27 protein-coding genes are annotated in these 22498 nt (G+C 63.3%); 15 read left to right on the top strand and 12 right to left on the bottom strand.

Going from position 1 to position 22498, the window contains the following annotated elements:
• Positions 1–67 precede the first annotated feature (67 nt).
• Entirely contained in the window at positions 68–268 is a 201-nt protein-coding gene (locus tag RUGAMON1_RS07000) for a hypothetical protein (RefSeq protein WP_445229811.1), read from the top strand.
• Positions 269–360: 92 nt separating this feature from the next.
• On the opposite strand, the gene RUGAMON1_RS06995 is transcribed toward RUGAMON1_RS07000, so the two are convergent.
• On the bottom strand, positions 361–600 hold the full coding sequence (locus RUGAMON1_RS06995) for a hypothetical protein (RefSeq protein WP_008445950.1): 240 nt from the start codon (positions 598–600) through the stop codon (positions 361–363).
• A gap of 259 nt (positions 601–859) precedes the next feature.
• Positions 860–1105, bottom strand: a complete 246-nt coding sequence (locus RUGAMON1_RS06990; protein ID WP_445229810.1) for a hypothetical protein — start codon at positions 1103–1105, stop codon at positions 860–862.
• Positions 1106–1266: 161 nt separating this feature from the next.
• Here RUGAMON1_RS06990 and RUGAMON1_RS06985 point away from each other — a divergent pair, with 161 nt between their 5' ends.
• Complete coding sequence (locus RUGAMON1_RS06985) at positions 1267–1530, top strand: hypothetical protein (RefSeq protein ID WP_445229809.1); 264 nt, start codon at positions 1267–1269, stop codon at positions 1528–1530.
• Here RUGAMON1_RS06985 and RUGAMON1_RS06980 read toward each other — a convergent pair whose 3' ends face one another.
• The gene (locus RUGAMON1_RS06980) at positions 1531–2409 is read right to left on the bottom strand and encodes an SDR family oxidoreductase (RefSeq protein WP_445229808.1); all 879 of its coding nucleotides are present in this window, start codon (positions 2407–2409) and stop codon (positions 1531–1533) included.
• 11 nt (positions 2410–2420) lie between these two features.
• Between RUGAMON1_RS06980 and RUGAMON1_RS06975 the strand changes: the two genes are divergently transcribed.
• The 4 genes from RUGAMON1_RS06975 (at position 2421) to RUGAMON1_RS06960 (ending at position 5868) form a co-directional block, all read left to right on the top strand.
• Positions 2421–3449, top strand: a complete 1029-nt coding sequence (locus tag RUGAMON1_RS06975) for a CDP-6-deoxy-delta-3,4-glucoseen reductase (protein ID WP_445229807.1) — start codon at positions 2421–2423, stop codon at positions 3447–3449.
• A gap of 66 nt (positions 3450–3515) precedes the next feature.
• Complete coding sequence (locus tag RUGAMON1_RS06970; RefSeq protein WP_445229806.1) at positions 3516–4748, top strand: MFS transporter; 1233 nt, start codon at positions 3516–3518, stop codon at positions 4746–4748.
• Positions 4749–4761: 13 nt separating this feature from the next.
• Positions 4762–5427 (top strand): DUF1345 domain-containing protein, encoded by a 666-nt coding sequence (locus RUGAMON1_RS06965; protein ID WP_445229805.1) that lies wholly within the window; start codon positions 4762–4764, stop codon positions 5425–5427.
• A 69-nt stretch (positions 5428–5496) separates the two neighbouring features.
• Positions 5497–5868: an HPF/RaiA family ribosome-associated protein gene (locus RUGAMON1_RS06960; RefSeq protein WP_445229804.1), complete on the top strand. Its 372-nt coding sequence runs from the start codon at positions 5497–5499 to the stop codon at positions 5866–5868.
• 17 nt (positions 5869–5885) lie between these two features.
• Here the strand turns inward: RUGAMON1_RS06960 and RUGAMON1_RS06955 are convergent, their stop codons facing one another.
• Complete coding sequence (locus RUGAMON1_RS06955; RefSeq protein WP_445229803.1) at positions 5886–6665, bottom strand: helical backbone metal receptor; 780 nt, start codon at positions 6663–6665, stop codon at positions 5886–5888.
• 141 nt (positions 6666–6806) lie between these two features.
• Between RUGAMON1_RS06955 and RUGAMON1_RS06950 the strand changes: the two genes are divergently transcribed.
• Positions 6807–7802 (top strand): GGDEF domain-containing protein, encoded by a 996-nt coding sequence (locus tag RUGAMON1_RS06950; protein WP_445229802.1) that lies wholly within the window; start codon positions 6807–6809, stop codon positions 7800–7802.
• Here RUGAMON1_RS06950 and RUGAMON1_RS06945 read toward each other — a convergent pair.
• Positions 7780–8376, bottom strand: coding sequence for a DUF5610 domain-containing protein (locus RUGAMON1_RS06945; RefSeq protein WP_445229801.1), 597 nt, complete (start codon positions 8374–8376; stop codon positions 7780–7782). The genes RUGAMON1_RS06950 and RUGAMON1_RS06945 overlap by 23 nt on opposite strands.
• A gap of 74 nt (positions 8377–8450) precedes the next feature.
• Between RUGAMON1_RS06945 and sbcB the strand changes: the two genes are divergently transcribed.
• Positions 8451–9893, top strand: a complete 1443-nt coding sequence (gene sbcB / locus RUGAMON1_RS06940; RefSeq protein WP_445229800.1) for an exodeoxyribonuclease I — start codon at positions 8451–8453, stop codon at positions 9891–9893.
• 94 nt (positions 9894–9987) lie between these two features.
• Here the strand turns inward: sbcB and pyrF are convergent, their stop codons facing one another.
• Entirely contained in the window at positions 9988–10809 is an 822-nt protein-coding gene (gene pyrF / locus RUGAMON1_RS06935) for an orotidine-5'-phosphate decarboxylase (RefSeq protein ID WP_445229799.1), read from the bottom strand.
• Between the two features lie 96 nt (positions 10810–10905).
• On the opposite strand from pyrF, the gene RUGAMON1_RS06930 reads away from it, so the two are divergent.
• The 3 genes from RUGAMON1_RS06930 to RUGAMON1_RS06920 all read left to right on the top strand — a co-directional run bounded on the left by RUGAMON1_RS06930 (position 10906) and on the right by RUGAMON1_RS06920 (position 13168).
• Entirely contained in the window at positions 10906–11667 is a 762-nt protein-coding gene (locus tag RUGAMON1_RS06930; RefSeq protein ID WP_445229798.1) for an SDR family NAD(P)-dependent oxidoreductase, read from the top strand.
• Positions 11668–11955: 288 nt separating this feature from the next.
• A complete protein-coding gene (locus RUGAMON1_RS06925) occupies positions 11956–12348 on the top strand; it encodes a VanZ family protein (protein ID WP_445229797.1) in 393 nt (130 codons plus the stop codon).
• Between the two features lie 361 nt (positions 12349–12709).
• Positions 12710–13168: a hypothetical protein gene (locus RUGAMON1_RS06920; RefSeq protein ID WP_445229796.1), complete on the top strand. Its 459-nt coding sequence runs from the start codon at positions 12710–12712 to the stop codon at positions 13166–13168.
• Here RUGAMON1_RS06920 and RUGAMON1_RS06915 read toward each other — a convergent pair.
• The gene (locus RUGAMON1_RS06915; RefSeq protein ID WP_445229795.1) at positions 13165–14076 is read right to left on the bottom strand and encodes a TraB/GumN family protein; all 912 of its coding nucleotides are present in this window, start codon (positions 14074–14076) and stop codon (positions 13165–13167) included. The two genes, RUGAMON1_RS06920 and RUGAMON1_RS06915, sit on opposite strands and share 4 nt — an antisense overlap.
• Before the next feature lie 286 nt (positions 14077–14362).
• Between RUGAMON1_RS06915 and RUGAMON1_RS06910 the strand changes: the two genes are divergently transcribed.
• Together RUGAMON1_RS06910 and RUGAMON1_RS06905 are read left to right on the top strand one after the other, a co-directional pair.
• Positions 14363–15370 (top strand): LLM class flavin-dependent oxidoreductase, encoded by a 1008-nt coding sequence (locus tag RUGAMON1_RS06910; protein WP_445229794.1) that lies wholly within the window; start codon positions 14363–14365, stop codon positions 15368–15370.
• Between the two features lie 112 nt (positions 15371–15482).
• The gene (locus RUGAMON1_RS06905) at positions 15483–16622 is read left to right on the top strand and encodes an MFS transporter (RefSeq protein ID WP_445229890.1); all 1140 of its coding nucleotides are present in this window, start codon (positions 15483–15485) and stop codon (positions 16620–16622) included.
• Positions 16623–16730: 108 nt separating this feature from the next.
• On the opposite strand, the gene RUGAMON1_RS06900 is transcribed toward RUGAMON1_RS06905, so the two are convergent.
• From RUGAMON1_RS06900 to RUGAMON1_RS06880, 5 genes are all read right to left on the bottom strand, one after another.
• A complete protein-coding gene (locus RUGAMON1_RS06900) occupies positions 16731–17195 on the bottom strand; it encodes a hypothetical protein (RefSeq protein WP_445229793.1) in 465 nt (154 codons plus the stop codon).
• On the bottom strand, positions 17195–18049 hold the full coding sequence (locus RUGAMON1_RS06895; protein ID WP_445229792.1) for a hypothetical protein: 855 nt from the start codon (positions 18047–18049) through the stop codon (positions 17195–17197). Before RUGAMON1_RS06895 ends, RUGAMON1_RS06900 begins: the two co-directional genes overlap by 1 nt.
• On the bottom strand, positions 18049–18843 hold the full coding sequence (locus RUGAMON1_RS06890; RefSeq protein ID WP_445229791.1) for a hypothetical protein: 795 nt from the start codon (positions 18841–18843) through the stop codon (positions 18049–18051). Before RUGAMON1_RS06890 ends, RUGAMON1_RS06895 begins: the two co-directional genes overlap by 1 nt.
• A gap of 46 nt (positions 18844–18889) precedes the next feature.
• Positions 18890–19399, bottom strand: coding sequence for a DUF6160 family protein (locus tag RUGAMON1_RS06885; RefSeq protein ID WP_445229790.1), 510 nt, complete (start codon positions 19397–19399; stop codon positions 18890–18892).
• Positions 19400–19553: 154 nt separating this feature from the next.
• Entirely contained in the window at positions 19554–20063 is a 510-nt protein-coding gene (locus RUGAMON1_RS06880) for a DUF6160 family protein (RefSeq protein WP_152837113.1), read from the bottom strand.
• Positions 20064–20646: 583 nt separating this feature from the next.
• On the opposite strand from RUGAMON1_RS06880, the gene RUGAMON1_RS06875 reads away from it, so the two are divergent.
• Together RUGAMON1_RS06875 and RUGAMON1_RS06870 are read left to right on the top strand one after the other, a co-directional pair.
• Entirely contained in the window at positions 20647–21414 is a 768-nt protein-coding gene (locus RUGAMON1_RS06875) for a C39 family peptidase (protein WP_445229789.1), read from the top strand.
• Between the two features lie 37 nt (positions 21415–21451).
• Positions 21452–22486, top strand: coding sequence for a transporter (locus tag RUGAMON1_RS06870; RefSeq protein ID WP_445229788.1), 1035 nt, complete (start codon positions 21452–21454; stop codon positions 22484–22486).
• Positions 22487–22498 lie beyond the last annotated feature (12 nt).

Here is a 22498-nt window from a genome sequence, read left to right as displayed (position 1 = left end):
GCGAACAGGCGGACTGCTCAAATAAGTGGCATACTCTGGGGATATTTATGGATGATGGGAGTTCATCATGGCTGTCAATACCGTAGCTTCCAGTACTGCCGTCGTACCGGCGACGCCGCCCCGCCAGCCTGAGCCGGTGAAGGCGGCGGACAAACCCGCCGAACGCGTCGCGCCGCCGGCCCCGCCGGCGCCGCCGCAAGTGGCAGCCGCGCCGACCGTCAACACCAGCGGCCAGCGCATCGGCACCACCATCAGCACGTCGGCCTGAGCACCGGGCCGCCGGCAAGACCAACCAGGCCGCATAAGACAACGGCGCGTGACCGAGAGGTCCGCGCCGTTTTCTTTGCGACTAGGCCATCTTTAGGCCGCCATCAGTTCGCGCAGTTCGCGAATGCTGAAATCGCTGATCTCGTGCATGCGGATCAGGATGGTCGCGCCGATAGGCAGCGTGTTGTGGCGGATCTTGCTGATGACCGGTGGCGCTACTTCCAGCGCGCGCGACAGGGCCGCATCATTTTTCAGCTGCAATTTCTCAATGATGGCGTCCAACACGCGATTTGGGTTGTAGGTCGGCGATGCGGTGATTTCTTTGATAGACATAATGTTTTTTAAGTAGGTTCTGGCCGTCTTAGACAAAAAACGACACATGGGTAAAAAAAATTTTCAGCTCTATTACCAATGAAGCACTACAAAACACAGTCATTTGTGCCGGTTTTTAGTGCTTAGCCGAGATAATACACGTTTACGTTAACGAACGGCTAACTCATCAGACATTTCTGTGAGATTTAGAGAGATTTTACCCCTATTTCTTGTGCTAGGAAGATATTTGTTGCGAGAAAAGGTATAAATATTGGTAAAGTTAGTTGGATCGGCTGATGCCGGCGGCACGGAAACACCATTCAACGGCCATCAAAGTGGCCAGTTGGGCGATAGAGCCTGGGAAGAGAAGTGTGGATGAACCGAGGAAGTCGATGTCGTGCGAGTTGTAGTACCAGCCCAGCTGGCGGCGGATCTCGTCGGGAGTAGGCGGAGGGCGGCGGTCGCACTCACGCTGGTGCATATAGGCGCGAACCTGCTCCTTGCTGGGATGGGAAGTGGCTGTCATACCCATGGCTCCTTCGTGAGATGGCTAACAATATCGTATCATGTGCAGACTTGATTGATATACCTCATACAAATTGCGTTGCCATTTTGGCACAAACCCCACGGAAACGACTTGCACTAGTGTAATTTCCGCCCCGTCTTTACTTGTTTTTACATACTCCCATGACCTACGAAGAATTTCTCGACGAAGTAACGACGCTGCTCCACGAAATCTACGACCTCGACGACGCCGCCGCCATCAAGCTGGTGGTCGACGCCCAGGACGCCGAATATTTCGTCGCCCATGATGACAATGAGGAAATGCGCACGCCGGAACAGGCCCGCAAGGACGCCATCGCCCTGTACGATGCCAAGCAGAACAAAGTGCAGACCCAGAAGAAGCAGCAACAGCGCGTGCAGCAGAAGAAGCGTCCGCCGCGCGCCTGATCATCCCCTCAACATCTGCGCCACGGTGGCGTAGCGCAGCCGCACGCCCAGTTCACGCTTGATGCGGCCGTTGCTCAGCCGCCGCGACTCCGACATAAACGACAGCAAGGCCGGCGTCACCACCTTCTGCAACTCGGCGCGCACCAAGCGCGGCGGGCGCGGCAGCTGGAAAGCGTCCGCCACCGCATCGAAATACTCCGCCATCTTCATGTCGCTGTCATCCACCGCGTGATAAACCCGGTTGGGCAAGGCGCGGAACAGTGCGCGCGCGATGATGGCGGCCAGGTCGTCCGCATGGATATGGTTGGTGTACACGTCCTCCGCCTCGACCAGCGCCGGCGTGCCCGCCTGCAAGCGCTTCAACGGCAGGCGCTCGGCGGCATAAATTCCCGGCACCCGCAGGATGGACAATTGCGCGCCGGCGCGCCGCGCCCAGCCCCGCAACACCTGTTCGGCGTCCACCCGGCGCAAGGCGCGCGGGTTGCGCGGCGCCACCGGCCGGCTCTCGTCAAACAACGCGCCGCCACAATCTCCGTAGACGCCGGTGGTGCTGACATAAACCAGACGGCCATGCTCAGGTAAAATGGCGGTCAGATTGCGCGTGCGGCGGTCCAGCGGCCCTTCGGCGGGCGGCGGCGCCAGATGCACGACATGGCTGGCCAGGCCGACCAGGCGCCGCAAAGTGGCGGGCTGGTCCAGGTCGACCACCAGTGGCACGGCGCCCAGCGCGCGCAATTCGGCGCAGCGCGACGGCTGGCTGGTGGTGGCGAACACGCGAAAATACGGACGCAACAGCGGCACCAGCCGCATGCCGACGTCGCCGCAGCCCACGATCAACAGGCGCGGCAGCTTGAATTTTTGAATAGTAAGTTTTTTCATTGAAGGATTGTATGACGTTTCAAATCACTGTACAGCCCAGCGGCCATCAATTCAGCTGCGAAGAAGACGAAACCGTGCTGGCCGCGGCCATGCGCGCCGGTGTCGGCCTGCCCTACGGCTGCAAGAATGGCGCGTGCAGTTCCTGCAAGGGCAAAGTCATTTCCGGCTCGATCACGCACAAGGCGCACCAGGAGCGCGCGCTGAGCAAGGACGAGGAAGCGGCCGGCCAGGCGCTGTTCTGCTGCGCCACCGCCCACACCGACCTGGTGATCGAAGCGCGCGAAGTAGCCGGCAGCGACGACTACCCGATCCGCAAGATGCCGTCGCGCGTGGCGACGCTGGAAAAACTGGCGCCGGACGTGATCGTCATGACCTTGCAACTGCCGGCCAACGAGACGCTGAAATTCCGCGCCGGCCAATACATCGAATTCATGCTGCGCGACGGCAAGCGCCGCAGCTACAGCCTGGCCTCGCCGCCGGACCAGGACCAGCCGCTGAGCCTGCACATCCGCCACATGCCGGGCGGCCTGTTCACCGACCAGGTGTTCAGCACCCTGAAGGAACGCGACATCCTGCGCTTCGAAGGCCCGATGGGCACCTTCTTCGTGCGCGAGGACAGCGACAAGCCGATGGTGCTGCTGGCCTCCGGCACCGGCTTCGCGCCGATCAAGGCCATCATCGAGCACCTGCGCGCGCAGGATTCGCAACGTCCGATGACCTTGTACTGGGGCGGCCGCCGCCCGCAAGACCTGTACATGGACGCGCTGTGCCGCCAATGGGAAGCGATCCTGCCGAACTTCACCTACGTGCCGGTGATCTCGGCCGCGCTGCCGGAAGACCACTGGAGCGGCCGCACCGGCTTCGTGCACGCCGCCGTCATGGCCGACCTGCCCGACCTGTCCGGCCACCAGGTGTATGCCTGCGGCGCCCCGATCGTGGTCGACTCCGCCAAGCGCGATTTCGTCGCGCAATGCCATTTGCCGGAGGACGAATTCTACGCCGATGCCTTCACCACCGAAGCCGACATCCACAAGTCCTAAGCATCCATCTCCACCGGGAGCAGACAGGGATGCGGAGTCCCAAGGCTCTGCTCCCTGAAAGCTCAAATGACCAGTACCAGCAACGGCTTCGGCGTCTTGCGCCACCGTAACTTCGCCCTCTACCTTTCCGCCCGCACCCTCGCCACCCTGGCGGTCCAGATGCAAAACGTCGCCATCGGCTGGCAAGTCTATGCGATGACCCACAACCTGTTCGACCTCGGCCTGATCGGGCTGGCGCAATTCGCGCCCTTCCTGCTGCTGATCCTGTTCGCCGGCCACGCCGCCGACCGCTACGACCGCCGCAACCTGATCGCGCTGACGCTGGGCGCGCAGCTGCTGTGCGGGCTGATGCTGCTGGGCTTCACCGTCGCCGGACTCAACGCCGTGTGGCCGGTGTTTGCCGTGCTGGTGCTGTTCGGCAGCGCGCGCGCCTTCATGGGGCCGGCCACGCAAGCCATCCTGGTCAACCTGGTGCCGGCCGAGAGCTTCAGCAAGGCCGTCGCGCTGAGTTCGTCGAGCTTCCACGTCGCCGTCATCCTCGGCCCCACCCTGGGCGGCCTGTTCTACCTGGCCGGGCCGAAAACGGTTTATATGATTTCCTCGGCGCTGCTGATGGCCGCGGTGGCGATGATGTCGCTGGTTAAGTCCGTCAAGCAGCCCAGCAACCGCGAGCCGGCCACCTGGCACACCGTGCTCGAAGGCTTGCGCTTCGTCTGGTCCAAGCCGGTGGTGCTGGGGGCGATCTCGCTCGACCTGTTTGCCGTGCTGTTCGGCGGCGCCACCGCGCTGCTGCCGGCGCTGGCGCACGACGTGCTGCATGTCGGCCCGACCGGCCTGGGCATGCTGCGCACCGCGCCCGGCGCCGGCGCCGCCCTGTGCTCGATCGCGCTGGCCTTCTTTCCGATCACGCGCCGGGTCGGCCTGTGGATGCTGGGCGGCGTCGGCGTGTTCGGCGTCTGCACGCTGGTGCTGGGCGCCACCTCCACCTTTGTCGTCGCGCTGGCGGCGCTGTTCCTGATGGGCGCCGGCGACATGATCAGCGTCTACGTGCGGCACCTGCTGGTGCAGTACGAAACGCCGGACGCGATCCGCGGCCGCGTCAGCGCGGTGAACTCGGTGTTCATCGGCGCCTCGAACGAGCTGGGCGAATTTGAGTCCGGCCTGACCGCCGGCTGGATGGGCCTGACGCGCGCGGTGCTGTTCGGCGGCGCCGCCACCCTGGTCGTGACCGGCGCCTGGGCCGTGCTGTTCCCGGTACTGTCGCGCATGGACCGTTTCCCACACGAGGACAAGCAATGAACGAGGTTAAACAATGAGCTTACGCATACCGCTGCCGGGCATCATCCACAGCCGCCCGCATCTGAGTCTGGCCGTCGCGCTCGGCGCCATCGTCGGGCCGCTGCTGCCTCAAAGCTGGCCGCTGCTGGCGCGCCTGCTGACGGGCTGGAATATCGCCGTCTGGTCCTATCTGCTGATGATGGGCTGGATGATGGTGCGCGCCGACCAGCACGACATCAAGCGCGCCGCCTGCCGCCAGGATGAAAAAGGGCCGGTGATCCTGGCCACGCTGTCGGTGGCGATCATGATCAGCCTGGCGGCCATCGTCTCGCAACTGTCGGCGCTGAAGGAGCTGAAGGCTGCCGACATGGCGTTGCACTACGGCTTCGTGGTACTGACGCTGACCGGTTCGTGGTTCATGATAGGCGTGATGTTCTGCTCGCACTACGCGCATCTGTACTACATCAAGGATGACGGCGAACGGCCGCTGCAATTCCCCGACGAGAAGCTGGTGCCGAACTACTGGGATTTCCTGTATTTCTCGTTCACGATCTCGGTGGCGGTGCAGACCTCGGACGTGGCCGTGCGCAGCCGCGCGATGCGCCAGGTGGTGCTGGGGCAGTCGGTGCTGTGCTTCTTCTACAACCTGGCGATCCTGGGTCTGTCGATCAATATTGCCGCTTCGCTCATCAATGCGTAGTGACTTAAGAGGAACCTAAGGAGAAAAGGAGTAATATTGAATTGCAGTTCAACAAACAGGAGCAAGCTTATGCAAATCAATATCAATGCCGACAAAACCATCGACCGCCACGCCGGTCTGGATGAACATGTCAATACGGTCGTGAGCAATGCCCTCCACCGCTTCGGCGAACAGATCACCCGCGTCGAAGTCCACCTGAGCGACAACCTGACGCAGAAATCGGCCGACGGCGACAACCGCTGCCTGATGGAAGCCCGTGTCACCGGATATCAACCGATCGCCGTCAGCGATCACGCCGCCACGCTGCACCAGGCCATCGGCGGTTCGGCGGACAAACTCAAGCGCGCCATCGACAGCGCCCTGGGCCGCCTGCATGACAAAGACAAGCGTCACGCCAACGGCGCCGTGCCGGCCGAAGCCGACGCAGACGACACCGAATAATTCTGAAATGGGCGGAGCTAGCGCTGTGCTAGCTCCCGCAAATACTTCAAGCCTTGCAGCGACCGGCTGCCATACCACGACATCATCTCCCCGTCGACCAGCAGCACCGGCTTGCCGATCTGTTTTTCCAGCGCGTCCGCATGGGCTTCCGTGAAGCGATACGGTTCGCTCGACAACAACACCCCATCCACTTGAGCAATCAGCTCCGACGACCATTCGAAGCGCGGATAACGCACCTGGCCCAGCTCCGGCACGCGCCAGCCGATTTCCTCCAGCATGCGCGCGATGTAGGTGTCGTGCGAGATGGTCATCCACGGGTCCTGCCAGATGCAGTACAACATCGTCTGCGGCCGGCCCGGCGGCATGGCGCGCAGCAGCGCGTATTCCGCCTCGAACGCGGCGCACCAGTCGGCCGCCGCCTGCTCGCGGCAGAACACGCCGCCCATCAGGCGCGCCAGATCCAGGTTGTCGCGCGGGCGCAATGGATGGGTGACGACGATGTTGGGAATGAACTCCGCCAGCAGCTCGACGGTCGGCTTTTCGTTCTCGTCGATATTGACCACCAGATGGGTCGGCGCCAGCTTGCGGATTTTTTCGATATTCACATCCTTGGTGCCGCCGACCTTGGGAATGGCTGGCACCACCGCGGCCGGATGGATGCAGAAGCCGGTGCGTCCCACCACCTGCCCGGCCAGTCCCAGGTCGCACAGCAGCTCGGTAATCGACGGCACCAGCGAGACGATGCGCGCGTTCGGATCGGCCCGGTGCGTAGTGCCGATCGCGTCGGTATATTCCATGTTGTCATCCAATCTAAGCAATGCGACATTGAAGCACCTGCGGATACAACGTGCAACAACTGCGGGGTGAAATTTACACTGGATACAAGGCAGTTCAGCTATGATTACTGTGCTTGCCCATCAGCACCCTGAAAGACCATTTTGAAACAAATCAGCACATTCGGCGCCTCCCGCTACCAGATCAGCGACCTGCAACTGCTGCGCAACGCCGATGACGACGCCACCATCGCCAAACTGCTGGCGCCCTGCCCCGTGATGCAACTGGAAGCCGGGCAAGCGGTCACCGATTCCAGCCGCGCCCGCCTCTACATCGTGCTGAGCGGCGCGCTGTCGGTCGCCACCGACACCCGCACCGGCATGGCCGACGGCACCGTCAGCAAGATATTGCCGGGCGAAAGCGTGGGCGAACAATCGGTATTGGACGAGGAAGCCAACCTGTCCAGCATCACCGCGCTGGAGCAGAGCGAAGTGCTGGTGATCGAGGCCGACCTCGTCTGGAAGCTGATCGACGAATCGAATGTGCTGGCGCGCAACCTGCTGCGGCTGCTGTCCTTCCGCATCCGCGCCGCCAACGCGCAGCTGCGCCGGCGCCAGAAGCTGGGCGAGTTCTACCGCCAGCTGTCGATGATCGACGGCCTGACGGGCCTGTACAACCGCGCCTGGCTCAACGACCTGCTGCCGACCATGATCGCCACCGCGCAAGGCTCGCACGCGCCGCTGGCGCTGATCATGATCGACCTCGACCACTTCAAGCAATTCAACGACAGCCACGGCCACTTGGCCGGCGACCAGGCCCTGCGCACGGCCGCGCACGTGCTCAGCAGCGCGCTGCGGCCGACCGATTTCGCGGTCCGCTACGGTGGCGAGGAAATGATGGTGCTGTTGCCGGACACCAGCGACAAGGTCGCGGTGGCGGTGGCCGAGCGCCTGTGCGAGCGCATGCAGCAGGCGGTGGTGTTTGCCGACATGCGCGTGGCGCTGCCGCACATCACGGCCTCGTTCGGCGTGGCGACGCTGCAGGCCGGCCAGGACGACCATGCGCTGATCGCCGCCGCCGACGGCGCGCTCTACCGCGCCAAGGACCTGGGCCGCAACCGCGTGGCCCATCACGACGCTACTGGGCCGGCCCAGCCTTGATCGGCGCAGCACCGGTATCGGCATCGGTCTCGGCGGCCGGCTGCGCCTTGTGCGCGGCCGCGAAGTCCGCATAGCCCTTCTGCACCAGCTCGTAAGTCTTGTCGATATTGCTGGCCACGTCGCCGTTCAACACCTTCAGCCCGTCCAGCACGCCCCGCGCCTCCTTGAAGCCCTGGTCCACGCCTTTTTTCAGCGTATCCATGAACTTGTTGAGCACCGCATCGCCGTCCTCGCCGGGGTGTTGCTGCGCGAAGGCTTCATAAAACGCCGTCGACAGCGATACAATGCGGCTCGCGGTGCCTTCCGGCGTATTATCCTGCGACACGGCGTTCTGGATGGCGTTGTCGCCGAAATCGTCCTTGAGCGCCTCGTTAATGCCGGTCAGCGCCGTTTTCAGCACCACCGACAACGGATCGTTGGAAGAATTCAGCGATACCGTCAAGGAAGCTTGTACGATAGACACGTTGAGCTGCGCCTTGGCCTTGGCCAGGACGTTCCCCTTGCTGTCGTCCTTGGCCTGGACCGGCGTCGCGGCCGTTGTACTGCCGGATGTTGCAGAGACGGGAGTGGCCATGGTGTGGCTCCTGTTGGAATATCTTTTAATTATCGGCAGATTTACGAATAACTGTAGCCCCCTTGACCGCAACTATGACCACACAGACCTTTCTCTGGCACGACTACGAAACCTTTGGCGCCCAGGCGCGCCGCGACCGCCCGGCGCAATTCGCCGCGATCCGCACCGACGCCGACCTGAACGAGATCGGCGATCCCATCATGTTGTATTGCAAACCGGCCAACGATTTCCTGCCGGACCCGCAATCCTGCCTGATCACCGGCATCACGCCGCAGCAATGCCTGGAATGGGGCGTGCCCGAGCACAAGTTCGCCGCCACCATCGAGCAAGCCTTCTCCAAGCCGGGCACCATCGGCGTGGGCTACAACACCATCCGCTTCGACGACGAGATCACCCGCTTCATGTTCTGGCGCAACCTGATCGACCCGTATGCGCGCGAATGGCAAAACCAGTGCGGCCGCTGGGACTTGCTGGACGTGGTGCGCATGACCTACGCGCTGCGCCCGGAAGGCATCGAATGGCCGCTGCGCGAAGACGGCAAGCCCAGCTTCAAGCTGGAACACATGGCCAAGGCCAACGGCCTGCTGCACGAGGCGGCGCACGATGCGCTGTCCGACGTGCGCGCCACCATCGCGCTGGCGCGCCTGATCAAGCAGAAGCAGCCGAAGCTGTTCGACTTCTGCCTGGCGCTGCACAAGAAAGACCGCGTGGCCGACGAGATCGGCATGCACCTGGCGCCGCAGCTGCGCGCGCCCTTCCTGCACGTGTCGGGCATGTTCCCGGCCGAGCGCGGCTGCATCGCGCTGGTGTGGCCGCTGGCCACGCACCCGACCAACAAGAACGAAGTGATCGTCTGGGATTGCACCTACGATCCGACCGAACTGTTCACGCTGGACGCCGATACCATCCGCACCCGCATCTTCAGCCGCGCCGACGCGCTGCCGGAAGGCGTGACGCGGCTGCCGGTCAAGAGCATCCACCTGAACAAGTCGCCGATGCTGGTGTCCAACCTGAAGACGCTGTCGCCGGCGATGGCGGCCAAATGGGGCATCGACCTGGAGCAAGGCAAGGCTTACGCCGCGCTGGCCGCAGCCGGCCGCAACATGGATGTGGAATGGGAGCAGGTGTTCCACCGTCCGGCCGGCGACGAGCTGGATGTGGACGAGGATCTGTACAACGGCTTCGTCGGCAAGGACGACCGCCGCATGCTGGACGCGCTGCGCAAGGAGACGCCGGCCAAGCTGGCCACCTCATCGCCGTCGTTCAGCGATCCGCGCTTGCTGGAACTGCTGTTCCGCTACCGCGCGCGCAACTTCCCCGAGACCTTGTCCGAAGGCGAGATGGAGCATTGGGAGCAGCACCGCGCGGCGCGCTTCTACGAAGGCGCCGGCGGTGCGCGCAGCATCGACCAGTTCTTCGGCGAGATCGACCATCTGCAACAGGATGCCGATGAGCGCGCCGAACACATATTGGCCGAGCTGTACGAGTACGTGGAGCTGATCGCTCCAGCGCACTAACCCCGAACGGCGAAGGGGTCTGACCCCGACGGGGGCATCTCGCATTGCGAGATGCGGGCGCAGCCCTCTCCAGACCCCAGGCTTGCGGGGTGGTTTAAGCGCGATGCTGGTTGATGGCGTCGCGCGTTTCCAGCGCCACGCGGCGCGCGGCGGCCGCGAAGTCTTCAGCGCCCTGCGGCGCCGCGTACAAAATCGCGCGCGACGAGTTGATCATCATGCCGGTGCCGTTGTAGGTGCGGCCCGACTTGACGGTGGCTTCGATATCGCCGCCCTGTGCGCCGATGCCAGGCACCAGCAGCGGCATGTCGCCGACGATCGCCCGTACCTGCGCCAGTTCTTCCGGGAAGGTGGCGCCCACCACCAGCGCGCATTGGCCGTTGGCGTTCCACTTGTCCGCCACCAGGCGCGCCACGTGCTGGTACAGCGGCTTGCCGTCGACGTTCAGGAACTGCAAGTCCGAACCGCCCGGGTTGGAGGTGCGGCACAGGATGATGACGCCGCGTTCGCTCCACTCCATGTACGGTTCCACCGAATCCGACCCCATGTAGGGATTGACGGTCACCGCGTCGGCGCCGTAGCGGTCGAACGCTTCGCGCGCGTACTGGCGCGCGGTGGCGCCGATGTCGCCGCGCTTGGCGTCCAGGATCACCGGGATATGCGGATAGTTGTCGCGCACGTAGTGGCAGATTTTCTCCAGCTGGTCTTCCGCGCTCAGCGCCGCGAAGTAGGCGATCTGCGGCTTGAACGAGCACGCCAGGTCGGCGGTCGCGTCAATGATCTCGCGGCAGAAGTGGTAGATGCCTTGCGGGTCGTTCTGGAACTGGGCCGGCAGCTTGGCCATGTCCGGATCCAGGCCCACGCACAGCAGGGAGTCGTTGGCCGCCCAGGCGGCAGATAATTTGTTGATAAAAGTCACGACGCACCCTTCGAATTTGTTGCAAACCCTCTATTGTAACGCCCCCCACACCGGCCTGTTAAAATTTGGCCCTCATTCCTTAGAAAGCGAATTCCTATGAAACTCATGAACAAAGTCGCGATTGTGACCGGCGCCACCCAAGGCATAGGCTTGGCTTGCGCGCAGCGCCTGGTGGCCGAAGGCGCCAAGGTCATGCTGGTCGACATCAAGCCGGAAGGCGCTGCCGCCGCCGCCACGCTGGGCGAGCAGGCGCGCTTCTTCGCCGCCGACGTCAGCCAGAAATGCGACGTCGACGCCCTGGTGGCCGCCACCCTGGCCCAGTTCGGCCGCATCGACATCCTGATCAACAACGCCGGCGTCACCCACGCCGCCGATTTCCTCGACCTGACCGAGGACGATTTCGACCGCGTGCTGCGCATCAACCTCAAATCGATGTTCCTGTGCGGCCAGGCGGTCGCGCGCGAGATGGCCAAGCAGCACAGCGGCTGCATCATCAACATGTCCAGCGTGAACGCCGAACTGGCGATTCCGAACCAGGTGCCGTACGTGGTGTCCAAGGGCGCGATCAACCAGCTGACCAAGGTCATGTCGCTCAACCTGGTCACGCACGGCATCCGCGTCAACGGCATCGGCCCCGGCACCATCCTGACCGAACTGGCCAAGCAGGCCGTGATGGCCAGCCCGGAAGCGCGCCACACCATCCTGTCGCGCACGCCGATGGGCCGCTGCGGCGAGCCGGAGGAAGTGGCCTCGATCGCCGCCTTCCTCGCCAGCGACGACGCCAGCTACATGACCGGCCAGACGCTGTACGTCGACGGCGGCCGGCTGGCGCTGAACTACACGGTGCCGGTGAAATAAAGAGTTATACGCCTTATTGATGTCTGGTATCTGAAACATCAATTAGACACATATCTTTGGCGCCCCCATAATTACACCTGTCTCCACTATTCTCCTCCAAGAAAATAGTTTTAAGCCCGCTTTAACCAGCGGGCTTTTTTTTGCCTGCTGTCATTACAGCGTCATATTCGCTCCCCATACTGGTCACATCTTCAGTACATGCAACCGATAGGCATGACGGAAGAAAGGTGCACCGGGGTTCCGGTGCACCACTCCCTCTTTTTTGCGCTGCATGGTATTGTCCGGGTCATGATCAAGCTACTCCTTCTGACCAATTCCCACGCCCGACTACGCTACTGGACCGCCATCGTCCTGTACCTGCTGATCCTGATACTCGGCTCGCTGCCCGGCGCCCGCCAGGACATCGGCCAAGTGGCGTCGGGACTGATACTGCACTCCATCGCCTACGCCGGCCTGACCTTCCTGATATTCACCGGCGGCACCGGCAGCTTGCGGCTACGCGCCGGCAAGGCCGTACTGACCATCGCCCTGATGGGCGCACTCGACGAATACGTACAAAGCTTCTTCCCCTACCGTCATGGTGCCGTGTCCGACTGGCTGGTCGACTGCAACGCCGCCGTGCTGACGGCGCTCTTCATGTGGGTCCTGTGGACCCGCTATCGCATCCAGCCGTCAAACTGATACTTCCGGCGCGTTCTCCAGGCGCGCCCATCGCCAGCTCCACGTCCAAACGCATCTGCTGCAATTGCTCCGCCTTGGCCACGCGTACCAATTCGTGCAAAGAATGCGTTAATAAATGCCGGCTGCGAGGGTCCGGCCCGTTGCCACAAGTTGAATTAATTAAATCTTCGATAATAGTGTCTGTCACGCGTGTCAACATATCGATATCCTTTAAAGTGATACCCAACAATTATTGCGTGTGAGTAGCACCGCTCAATTGATGTATATCAACTGCGGCAGATTGGAGGGGAACAAAACCTGGCGGTCAGCCTCTGAATCAAATGACTAGCCATTTTGATTAATCGACCGTGGGGAGAATGTGATGAATATGATCAGAAACACCACCATTGCGCTATTTATCCTGACGCTGGCAGCTTGTGCCTCGGACCGCAGCAGCGAACCCGGCACGAGCACCGGCACCAGCAGCTATCCATCCGATGGAAGCAGTCCCAGCACCACCAGCACTACCAGCGGCACCAGCCAGAGTGGCAGTGCCAACCAGAGCAGCACCACCGGCACCATGACCAGCAGCAGCCCCAGCGCCCAGACCTCCTACGGTGTGGTGCAGGCCATCGACCAGATGCAGCGCCAGGACGCGGGCGTGGGCATGGCGGGCGCGGCGGCGGCCGGCGGCAGCGTTGGTTTGCCGACCGACAAGGTCTACCGCGTCACCGTGCGCATGGACGACGGCAGCACCCAGATGGTGGTGGTCGACTCCATGCCCAGCTACAAGACCGGCGACCGCGTACGCTACAACAACGGCAGCTTGACCAGCTACTAGTACAGCTGCTCGACCTGATAGCCGCGCTTCCTGAGCAGTTGCGGCAGGCCGTCGTCGCCCACCAGGTGCAGCAGGCCGACGCCGACAAAGGCGGCCGGCTCCTGCTGCATGATGCGCTCGATGTTGTTGGCCATTTCCGGGTTGCGCTTGCCCAGCAACACACGGTTCATGAAGCCGGCGGAGATCGTGTCGCCGCTGGTGGCGGACTGCCATGCCGCGCGGATAGCGGGCGCGTCGGCGGCGTTCCAGGCGTCGATCAGTGCGGTGGATTTCTTCAGCGAGGCGCCGTCGGCCAGGTCGGCCAGGTTCTCCAGCAGATACTGCTCTTGCTGGCGTTCATCCAGCGTATCGAACAGGCTCAGCTGATAATCGGCGCTTTCCAGCTCGCGCACCGCCTTGTCCTGGCTCTTGGCGGCCGCCAGCAGCGCGTATTCGACCGCCTGGCTGCGCTGGAAGCCGTGCAGCTCCATCTCGGCGCCGATCAGCAGGTTGGCGATCAGCCAGGGCTTGTACTGCTGCACCGATTGCAGCGACATGCCGGCCCGCGCCAGCGCCTGCACCGTCAGGCGCAGCGCGGCCGGCGACAGATGGCGCTGGAGCGTGTCGCCGTCCGGATAGCGACCATGGCGCGCCAGCGCCAGCTGGAACGGCGCGTCCTGGCGGATGTCGAGCTCGATCACCAGCGCCTTGGAGTCCAGCAGCGCGCGCGACACCACCGGGTCCAGCGGATAGAAACCGTCCTTGCCGACATGGATGGTGCCGAACAAATAGCTGGTCTTGCCATCATGCGTCACCCGGTACAGCTGGCCTCGGTGCACGACCGAAACCGGCTCGCTCAGCCCGGCGGCAAACAGCGCCTGGCAGCAGGCCAGCAGTATCGTAAATAGAATGGCAATTTTCTTCGGCATGAGTTTTCCCCGCGATGGCAGGGATGCCATCGAAAGAATGAAAATGTAATAAGGGAGTAGTAATGCGATGCGCTTTACTGTTTCCTATGGTAAATCAGGAAAATGCGCGGTGAGGAATATTTTTAAAACTTCCGGCTAAACTTCAGCGAAATAAACACACTAAATATCAGACGTTTAATAAAAATACTGTTTAAATGATTAGATATTATTGATTTACTACGCCTAATACCCTTACTCATTCCATGGACTTCATTGATTATTGCGCCGCCGGCCAGATATAGCACCCATGATTCCATTTTCCATCCTCGACCTTTCCCCGATCGCCGAAGGCAGCACGCCCTCCGCATCGTTCCGCAACACGCTGGATCTGGCGCAGCACGGCGAACGCTGGGGCTACCAGCGCTACTGGCTGGCCGAGCACCACGGCATGCCCGGCATCGCCAGCGCCGCCACCGCCGTGGTCATGGCCCATGTGGCCGGCGGCACCTCGACCATCCGCGTCGGCGCCGGCGGCATCATGCTGCCCAACCACGCGCCGCTGGTGATCGCCGAGCAGTTCGGCACGCTCGAGGCGCTGTTCCCCGGCCGTATCGACCTCGGCCTGGGTCGCGCGCCCGGTTCCGACCAGACCACCGCGCGCGCCCTGCGCCGCAACCTCGACAGCGACGCCGACGCCTTCCCGCAGGACGTGCTCGAACTGCAAGATTACATGTCCGACACGCCGCGCCAGCGCGTGCTGGCCGTGCCGGGCAAAGGCGCCAAGGTGCCGCTGTGGATTTTGGGTTCCAGCACCTTCGGCGCGCAGCTGGCGGCGCACATGGGCCTGCCGTTTGCCTTCGCCTCGCACTTCGCGCCGCAGATGATGATGCAGGCGATCGCTCTCTACCGCAGCAACTTCCAGCCATCGGCGCAATTGTCCAAGCCGCACGTCATGCTCGGCTTCAACGTGTTCGCCGCCGACAGCGACGAGGAAGCCCACTACCGCGCCACGTCGATGCAGCAAGCCTTCGTCAACCTGCGCAGCGGCCGCCCCGCGCGCCTGCCGCCGCCGCAGGCCGGCTATCTGCAAGCGCTGGGGCCGCAGGAACGGGCGCTGCTCGACTCCGTGCTGTCCTGTTCGGCCATCGGCGCGCCGGACACGGTGCGTCGCCAGCTGCAGGAATTCATCGCCCGCACCGGCGCCGACGAGCTGATGATCACCTCGCAGATCTTCGACCACGCGCAGCGCCTGCGCTCCTACGAAATCACGGCCGAGGTGCGGCAGGGACTGCTGCGCGCGCAAGCCGGGCTGTAGCGAAATCGGCCCGAGCTCAGCAGCAATTTGCGATCGCCGGTAAAATTGCGGCCTGCAAATTGAAGGAGCACCCGTGAGCCAGTCCCACGCCCAGCAAGACATTTCCCCAGGCATGGTCTGGCTGTTTGCCACCGCGACCGGACTCATCGTCGCCAACCTGTACTACGCGCAAACGCTGATCGGCCCGATCAGCCGCGCCACCGGCCTCGACCCCGGCGCCGCCGGCCTGATCGTCACGCTGACGCAGATCGGCTACTGCCTCGGCCTGCTGTTCATCGTGCCGCTGGGCGACCTGCTGGAAAACCGCCGCCTGATCTTCATCGCCCTGCTGACCACGGCCGCCGCCCTGCTGGCGGCCTCGTTCACGCGCAACGCGCCCTTGTTCCTGCTGGCTTCCTTCTGCATTGGATTGGGTTCGGTGGCGGCGCAGATCGTGGTGCCGTTCGCCGCCCACATGGTGCGGCCGGAAAAGCGCGGCCAGACCGTCGGCAAAGTGATGAGCGGCCTGCTGATGGGCATCATGCTGGCGCGTCCCGTCGCCAGCCTGGTGGCCGACGCGTTGAGCTGGCACGCCATCTTCGTCATTTCCGCCGTCGGCACCACGGCGCTGGCCTTCCTGCTGCGCGCGCGGCTGCCGCAACGCCAGCCGGATTCCGGCCTGCATTATTTCGCCTTGCTGGGTTCGATGTGGCATCTGCTCAAGACCACGCCCATCCTGCGCCGCCGCGCCGCCTACCAGGCGTGCATGTTCGGCGCCTTCAGCCTGTTCTGGACCTGCGTGTCATTGGAATTGACCGGCCCGCGCTTCGAGCTGAGCCAGACCGGCGTCGCCATCTTCGCGCTGGTGGGTGTCGCGGGCGCGATCGCCTCGCCGATCGCCGGCCGCCGCGCCGACCACGGCAAGAGCCGCTCCACCACCGCCGTCGCCCTGACGCTGGGCGCGCTGGCCTTCGCCCTGCCGCTGCTGGTCCACTCCAGCCGCATGGTTGACCTGGGCGTGCTGGTGCTGACCTCGATCGTGCTGGACATGGGCGTCTCGGCCAACCTGGTGACGGGACAGCGGGCCATCTTCGCGTTGCCGGCCGAGATCCGCAGCCGCCTGAACGGCCTCTACATGGCCTTGTTCTTCATGGGAGGCGCGCTGGGGTCATCGCTGGGTGGGTGGATGTTTGCCGCGCACGGCTGGACCGGCGTCCTGTGGGCCGGCCTGGCCTTCCCCCTGACCGCCCTGTGCATCTTCGCCACCGAATAAAATCGGGGTCAAGTCTGACATTCGGACACGGCCTCTGCCGTAGCAGCCGCTACGGCAGAGGCCGTGTCCGAATGTCAGACTTGACCCCGAAGTTTTTGAAGCAACTTCTTAGTGCGACCAGAGGCGGACCTGGCCTTGCAGCGAGACGGTGCCGTTGATGTTGAGGCTGCCCAGGTTGCCGGTCACCGGCGCGTTCGGATCCATCTGCACGCTCAGCGATTCGAAGCCGAAGTTGGTGTAGCGTACGTAACCCGGCAGGCCGATGGCGATGTAGTCGCCGCCGCCGTCGGAGCGCGTCTGCACGCCCAGGCTGACGGCAAACATGTCCACCACGCCGCGCACATTCTTGAACACGATGTAGCGGTTCTGCCCGTCGCCGTTGAAGCCCAGCGACAGGCGACTATCACTGACCGCCCCCACCAGCGTCGGATCGTTGAGCGAAATGTGCGCCGCGAAGCTGATGCCGTCCTGCCCGCTGACCTGCGACAACTCCCGGTCGTCGAGCGCCTGCAACGGCCCGCCCTGCGCCACGCCGGCCGCCAGCAGCAGCGATAGGAACAGGGCGCGCGCCATCAGTGCTTGAACTTTATGTCGAGGTACTGGATCTGGATCGAGCCTATGCGCGACGACCCCAGGTCCACCGTCGCCTGCCCCGGGCTGACGAAGGAAATATTGTCCACCACGATGCCGCCGGCCGGCGCCACGCCGCTGCCGTAGCGCGCATCCGGCCAGTCAATGCCGATGTGCAGGCGCGGCCCGGTCTCGTCGGTCAGCGCATTGATCACCGCCGGCTGCGACGCCACATTGGCCAGCATCCACGGCGTGTTGTTGAACACGCCGTTGCCGTCGACGCCGCCGATGTGCACGCCGCTCAGCACCATCGCTTCGGTGGCGTCGGTGCGGCCGCGCGGCTGGAACGACAACTGGCCGATATCCATGCGCAGCGCGGCGCCGAAAGCCACGCCGTCGTTGACCTGCGGCGTGGAGAACTGCAAGCCGCCGCCGGAAAACACCAGGTCCTTGATCACCACGCTGCCCTGCTCGCGCGTGACGCCGTCCGCCGTCACGCCCCAGTCGTAGGCGGCCTGCCAGCGCTGGTCGGCATTGATATTCAAGGGGAAGGCGATATTGACCACATCGGCCAGGCCGGGCGCGCCGGCCACGATGTCGAGCTTGTAGGGATCGGAAAACGGCAGCGGATTATCGCTGCGCGACGCACTGAATTTTTCCACGTACAGGCTGGAACCGATAGGCGTGGTGTAGGTCACGCGCGCGTCGCCGCTCATGGCGAAGCCGTTCAGGTCGAAGCTGACGCCGTCGCGTCCGCGCACCGACGACAGCGCCGCATCGGTCAAGGCTTCCATCGCCGGCGCCGGCGCGCACACGGCGACTAGCAGCGCCAGCAAGGATGCGCGCGCGGCCCTCATCAGCGGCCCTTCGGCAGATTCGGCGGCACCAGGCCGGTGGTGTTGAGCGCTTGCAGCTTGTCGCGCCAGTTCAGCCAGATGCCGGCCTGCGCCGCATCGGAAGGCGGCACCCCGGCCGCGCTGGGGAATTGCACGCCGGTCTTCAACACGGAAATCCAGAAATCGCGGCTCGGTCCGGCGGCATCGCCGGCCGTCACACCGCCCAGCTGCGCCAGCGACAGACACGGCGCGGTGCAGCCGCCATCCCAGCGCTTGCCGCCCAGCGCATCGGTGTGCGTATCGAGCTGCACGGCGCTGCCGTCGGCCGCCAGGCCGCTCACCTTCATCGAGCCCGACAGGCTGTTGATCTTCAGGCCGATATCGCCGCTGATGCCTTCAAAGCCGAAGCGCATGCCGACCGCCTCGCGCGAGGCGCCGTCGGCCGCGTTCTTGTAGACGAATTCGAAATAGGGATTGCTGATATGGACCAGGCGCTGCGCCTCGGTGCCGTCGCTGCGGCCGAACTGCAGCAGGCCGATATCGAGGTCGGCGCCGGTGCCGTTGCGGGCGGCGTAAGTGTATTCGCCCAGGCGCATATTGCGCAGGTTGGCGCTCAGCGTGATGTCGGCGTCCAGCGCGACCTTGCTGAAATCGAAGCCGCCCAGGCTGGTGTTGGTCAGCGCGACCAGACCTTGTCCGCGCGTGTTGGACAGCTCTTCTTCGCTCAGCGGCTGCATTTGCGCCGAAGCCGTCAGCGTGCAGCAGGCCAAAGCCGCGCACAGCCACAGCGAACGCAGGAAATAGAGGGGGCTCATGATGTGGGAACGGCAGCCGCGGGCGCGGCTGCCGTTGCTCGACTGATTAGTGAGCGAAGATCCAGACGGTGGTGCCGCGCATGTCGATCTGGTTCATTGCAACCGAACCGAACGATGCTGCGCTGTTGCCCATCTTGATCGAGTCGACCGACACGTTCAGGTAGTGGCCGTCAGCAACCACGCTTGCCGGGATGGCGATCTGCACGACGTCGCCGCCGGTCGCTGGGTTGTAGAAGGTGCCTGGATTGGTCACGCCGGCGGCGCCAGCGGCGGCCAGGAAGGAGTTTTTCGACAGGATGTCGATGTTGGCGGCGATCAGGCCGTTAACTTTGATGCCGTTGAAGCTGACCGAACCGCCACCCAGGCCGTTCGCGTCCAGCGCGTCGGTGTCGGTGTAGGTGAACGATGCGATCTTGATGTTCAGGTTGGCAGCGATGGACACGCCGTCCTGGCCGCTGACGGTGCTCAGCTCTGCGTCTTGAATCGGGGTCATGGCCGATGCCGAGAAGGCCAGGGTTGCCAGGGCTGCTGCTGCTGCGGTTTTGATGAATTGCATGTGCTCGTCTCCGTGAGGTTTTGGTCTAGGTATTTGTGTTTTTTTCAATGCTACGTAACCATCTTAGGGCTACGCTGTTGCAAGCGTCTAGCATGCCGCGCTGACTTTTCAGGCCAAGCTACAGACCCTGCGAGCCAGCGCGGACAAGTCTGGATTAGTGCGCGAAGATCCAGACGGTGGTGCCGCGCATGTCGATCTGGTTCATTGCAACCGAACCGAACGATGCTGCGCTGTTGCCCATTTTGATCGCGTCAACCGACACGTTCAGGTAGTGGCCGTCAGCAACCACGCTCGCAGGGATAGCGATCTGCACCACGTCGCCGCCGGTGGCTGGGTTGTAGAAGGTGCCTGGGTTGGTCACGCCGGCGGCGCCAGCGGCGGCCAGGAAGGAGTTTTTCGACAGGATGTCGATGTTAGCGGCGATCAGGCCGTTAACTTTGATGCCGTTGAAGCTGACCGAACCGCCACCCAGGCCGTTGGCGTCCAGTGCGTCGGTGTCGGTGTAGACGAACGAGTCAATCTTGATGTTCAGATTGGCAGCGATCGACACGCCGTCCTGGCCGCTGACGGTGCTCAGTTCTGCGTCCTGGATCGGGGTCATGGCCGATGCCGAGAAAGCCAGGGTTGCCAGGGCTGCTGCGATTGCGGTTTTAACGATTTGCATTTTTTATCTCCGAGTTGTGTTTGAAATTTTTGGCCGGTCTCACGTCCGACAGGCTGATCCTTGGCTCCGGGTAGGAGCTGCGGCGCACTGCCTGGTACCGTGAAAATCTTAATATTTGACTATTAATTGAGTCCATCATATGAGTCGCTCCCGACGCCGGTCCAGCGTGTCGCGCTGACTTGCAAAGCCAACGACTTGGCCCTGAGAGCCATGCAGAGTGAGGACGCGGAGTGTGGTCGTTGTTGCACGCTTGTTGTCAAAAAGTTGCGGCAAACCGGACGCCAGGTAGCATAAGTTCGGCCCGGATTATCTAGAGTCACAGCTCTAAAAAAACAGATGCTCGGTTTTGCCAAACCATGCGTTAATTAATTACTAGAAAAGAAAGACGAGTTGTCGCCTTAATAAAGCACGACCGTTCTAATTACAAATACTGGAGACAAGATGAACCCAACAGCGGGGCGCCCGACGCCTCTGGGCGCAGCCTACGCCCGCAGTTTTTCCCGCCAGTGCCGACGGCATTTTTATCGCGCGCGTATGGACGCGCTCCCGCGCATGACGCGTGCCGTGCGCGAGGGCTGACGCCATGCTGATGATACTGTTGACCGTGATCGCCGCCGTCATCGGCGGCGCCGGTGTCATGTCGCGCCACGAGCCGCAAGACCGCCCCAAGGACCAGTTCGAGATGCCGCAAGCCCGGCTGGGCGGCGGCGCCTATGTGCAATCGGTGACGCTGGAGCCGTTCTCCGAACTCAAATACAAACACATCGTGCGCCAGGCCTTCGACTTCAGCTGCGGCTCGGCCGCGCTGGTCACCATCCTCAACTACCACCTGGGCGTGATGGTCAACGAGCAGCAGGCCATGGAAGGCATGCTGGACAAGGGCGAGAAGGAAAAAATCATCGAACGGCGCGGCTTTTCGCTGCTGGACATGAAGCGCTATGTCGGCTCGCTGGGCATGTCCGGCGCCGGCTTCAAGGCCGAGATCAAGGACTTGATGACGCTCACCGAACCGGCCATCGTGCCGATCGACTACGCCGGCTCCAAGCACTTCGTGGTGCTGCGCGGCATACGCGACGGCGTGGTCTTCATCGCCGACCCGTCGGCCGGCAACATCGTGTTCTCGGTCGAAGAGTTCGCGCGCTGGTGGGACAAGAACACCCTGTTCATCATCTCCCCGGCCAAGGATCAACAACCGGTGGCGCACCTCGCGCTGACCGACCAGGAACTGGGCGTGACCGACATGGACCGCGTCACAGGCAAGGGCCGGCAGGACGGCCTGTCCAACTCGGCCCAGCAGTTGCTGCGCGCCGTCAACTCGGGCGCCGCCGGCACCTGGATGCATCGCAATTAAACCTCAGCAGCGCCACCACTCTTCAAGGATGACCAAGATGATTTTCCGTACCCTGCCTATCGCCGCAGCCATTGCCGCCACCCTGCTGGCGCTGCCCGCTGTGGCGCAACAGACACCGCCAGCCTCCACCACCCCGGGCGCCGCCCCGGCCAGCGCCGACGCCGCCCGCGACGCCCTGGCCAAGAAGGAAGGCGAAGGCGACCAGAGCGCGCTGCTGAAGCAAACCCTGACCGCCGTCGACAAGCAGTACTCGATGATCCGCCGCAACCAGCTGTCCGTCACCTACGACCTGACCTACGCCTACGTCGGCGAGGAACGCATCGTCACCGACCTGGCCAACGGCAGCACCACCCTGTTCAACATCGAGAACACCAGCTCGCACAGCGTCACCAACACCTTCTCGGCCGACTACGGCCTGCTCGACAACGTCACCGGCAACGTCACCCTGCCGCTGATCTCGCGCTACTCGGACAACAACCTGTCCAACGGCGTCTCCAACTCGCTGGGCGACCTGCTGCTGGGCGCGCGCTGGCAGCCGTTCGAGGCGCGCCGCGACACCCCCAACCTGACCGTGACCAGCAACGTGCGCCTGCCGACCGGCCGCAGCCCGTTCAAGATCATCGCCGGCAGCGGCGAGGCCACCGGCAGCGGCGTCGGCGCCTTCACGGCCGGCCTCAGCGTCAACAAGATCGTCGACCCGGTCGCGCTGTTCGGCTCGCTGAACTACACCGCCAGCCTGCCGGCCAAGCACCTGTGGCAAGTCAACGGCACCCGCATCCTGACCCGCGTGGCGCCGGGCGGCACGCTCGGCTTCGGCATGGGCTTCGCGTATGCGCTGTCGTATGGCATTTCCACCACGATCTCCTTCCAGGAAGCGATCTCGGCCGGCTCCAAGCTGCGCTTTGCCGACGGCCTGGAAGCCAAGACCCACATGCAGACCTCCAGCATCCTCAACATGGGCCTGGGCTACCGCATCTCGCCCAAGACCACGGTCAATATGTCGGTCGGCATCGGCCTGACGCCGGACTCGCCGAACATGACGGTGAGCATGAACATCCCGCTGAACTTCTGACGGCGTAACGAT

Origin of the sequence: Duganella rhizosphaerae, from assembly GCF_040364205.1 — a bacterium.
In the GTDB taxonomy this organism is placed as follows: Bacteria; Pseudomonadota; Gammaproteobacteria; order Burkholderiales; family Burkholderiaceae_D; genus Rugamonas; species Rugamonas rhizosphaerae.
Note: the sequence above shows the minus strand (reverse complement) of the source record. Positions and strands in the feature narration are given on the sequence as shown.

Excerpts from the sequence above, each read along its gene's own strand:
- RUGAMON1_RS07000 (WP_445229811.1), top strand. The coding sequence starts at position 68 with ATGGCTGTCAATACCGTAGCTTCCAGTACTGCCGTCGTACCGGCGACG.
- RUGAMON1_RS06995 (WP_008445950.1), bottom strand. The coding sequence starts at position 600 with ATGTCTATCAAAGAAATCACCGCATCGCCGACCTACAACCCAAATCGC.
- RUGAMON1_RS06990 (WP_445229810.1), bottom strand. The coding sequence starts at position 1,105 with ATGACAGCCACTTCCCATCCCAGCAAGGAGCAGGTTCGCGCCTATATG.
- RUGAMON1_RS06985 (WP_445229809.1), top strand. The coding sequence starts at position 1,267 with ATGACCTACGAAGAATTTCTCGACGAAGTAACGACGCTGCTCCACGAA.
- RUGAMON1_RS06980 (WP_445229808.1), bottom strand. The coding sequence starts at position 2,409 with ATGAAAAAACTTACTATTCAAAAATTCAAGCTGCCGCGCCTGTTGATC.
- RUGAMON1_RS06975 (WP_445229807.1), top strand. The coding sequence starts at position 2,421 with ATGACGTTTCAAATCACTGTACAGCCCAGCGGCCATCAATTCAGCTGC.
- RUGAMON1_RS06970 (WP_445229806.1), top strand. The coding sequence starts at position 3,516 with ATGACCAGTACCAGCAACGGCTTCGGCGTCTTGCGCCACCGTAACTTC.
- RUGAMON1_RS06965 (WP_445229805.1), top strand. The coding sequence starts at position 4,762 with ATGAGCTTACGCATACCGCTGCCGGGCATCATCCACAGCCGCCCGCAT.
- RUGAMON1_RS06960 (WP_445229804.1), top strand. The coding sequence starts at position 5,497 with ATGCAAATCAATATCAATGCCGACAAAACCATCGACCGCCACGCCGGT.
- RUGAMON1_RS06955 (WP_445229803.1), bottom strand. The coding sequence starts at position 6,665 with ATGGAATATACCGACGCGATCGGCACTACGCACCGGGCCGATCCGAAC.
- RUGAMON1_RS06945 (WP_445229801.1), bottom strand. The coding sequence starts at position 8,376 with ATGGCCACTCCCGTCTCTGCAACATCCGGCAGTACAACGGCCGCGACG.
- sbcB (WP_445229800.1), top strand. The coding sequence starts at position 8,451 with ATGACCACACAGACCTTTCTCTGGCACGACTACGAAACCTTTGGCGCC.
- RUGAMON1_RS06930 (WP_445229798.1), top strand. The coding sequence starts at position 10,906 with ATGAAACTCATGAACAAAGTCGCGATTGTGACCGGCGCCACCCAAGGC.
- RUGAMON1_RS06925 (WP_445229797.1), top strand. The coding sequence starts at position 11,956 with ATGATCAAGCTACTCCTTCTGACCAATTCCCACGCCCGACTACGCTAC.
- RUGAMON1_RS06920 (WP_445229796.1), top strand. The coding sequence starts at position 12,710 with ATGAATATGATCAGAAACACCACCATTGCGCTATTTATCCTGACGCTG.
- RUGAMON1_RS06915 (WP_445229795.1), bottom strand. The coding sequence starts at position 14,076 with ATGCCGAAGAAAATTGCCATTCTATTTACGATACTGCTGGCCTGCTGC.
- RUGAMON1_RS06910 (WP_445229794.1), top strand. The coding sequence starts at position 14,363 with ATGATTCCATTTTCCATCCTCGACCTTTCCCCGATCGCCGAAGGCAGC.
- RUGAMON1_RS06905 (WP_445229890.1), top strand. The coding sequence starts at position 15,483 with ATGGTCTGGCTGTTTGCCACCGCGACCGGACTCATCGTCGCCAACCTG.
- RUGAMON1_RS06900 (WP_445229793.1), bottom strand. The coding sequence starts at position 17,195 with ATGGCGCGCGCCCTGTTCCTATCGCTGCTGCTGGCGGCCGGCGTGGCG.
- RUGAMON1_RS06895 (WP_445229792.1), bottom strand. The coding sequence starts at position 18,049 with ATGAGGGCCGCGCGCGCATCCTTGCTGGCGCTGCTAGTCGCCGTGTGC.
- RUGAMON1_RS06890 (WP_445229791.1), bottom strand. The coding sequence starts at position 18,843 with ATGAGCCCCCTCTATTTCCTGCGTTCGCTGTGGCTGTGCGCGGCTTTG.
- RUGAMON1_RS06885 (WP_445229790.1), bottom strand. The coding sequence starts at position 19,399 with ATGCAATTCATCAAAACCGCAGCAGCAGCAGCCCTGGCAACCCTGGCC.
- RUGAMON1_RS06880 (WP_152837113.1), bottom strand. The coding sequence starts at position 20,063 with ATGCAAATCGTTAAAACCGCAATCGCAGCAGCCCTGGCAACCCTGGCT.
- RUGAMON1_RS06875 (WP_445229789.1), top strand. The coding sequence starts at position 20,647 with ATGCTGATGATACTGTTGACCGTGATCGCCGCCGTCATCGGCGGCGCC.
- RUGAMON1_RS06870 (WP_445229788.1), top strand. The coding sequence starts at position 21,452 with ATGATTTTCCGTACCCTGCCTATCGCCGCAGCCATTGCCGCCACCCTG.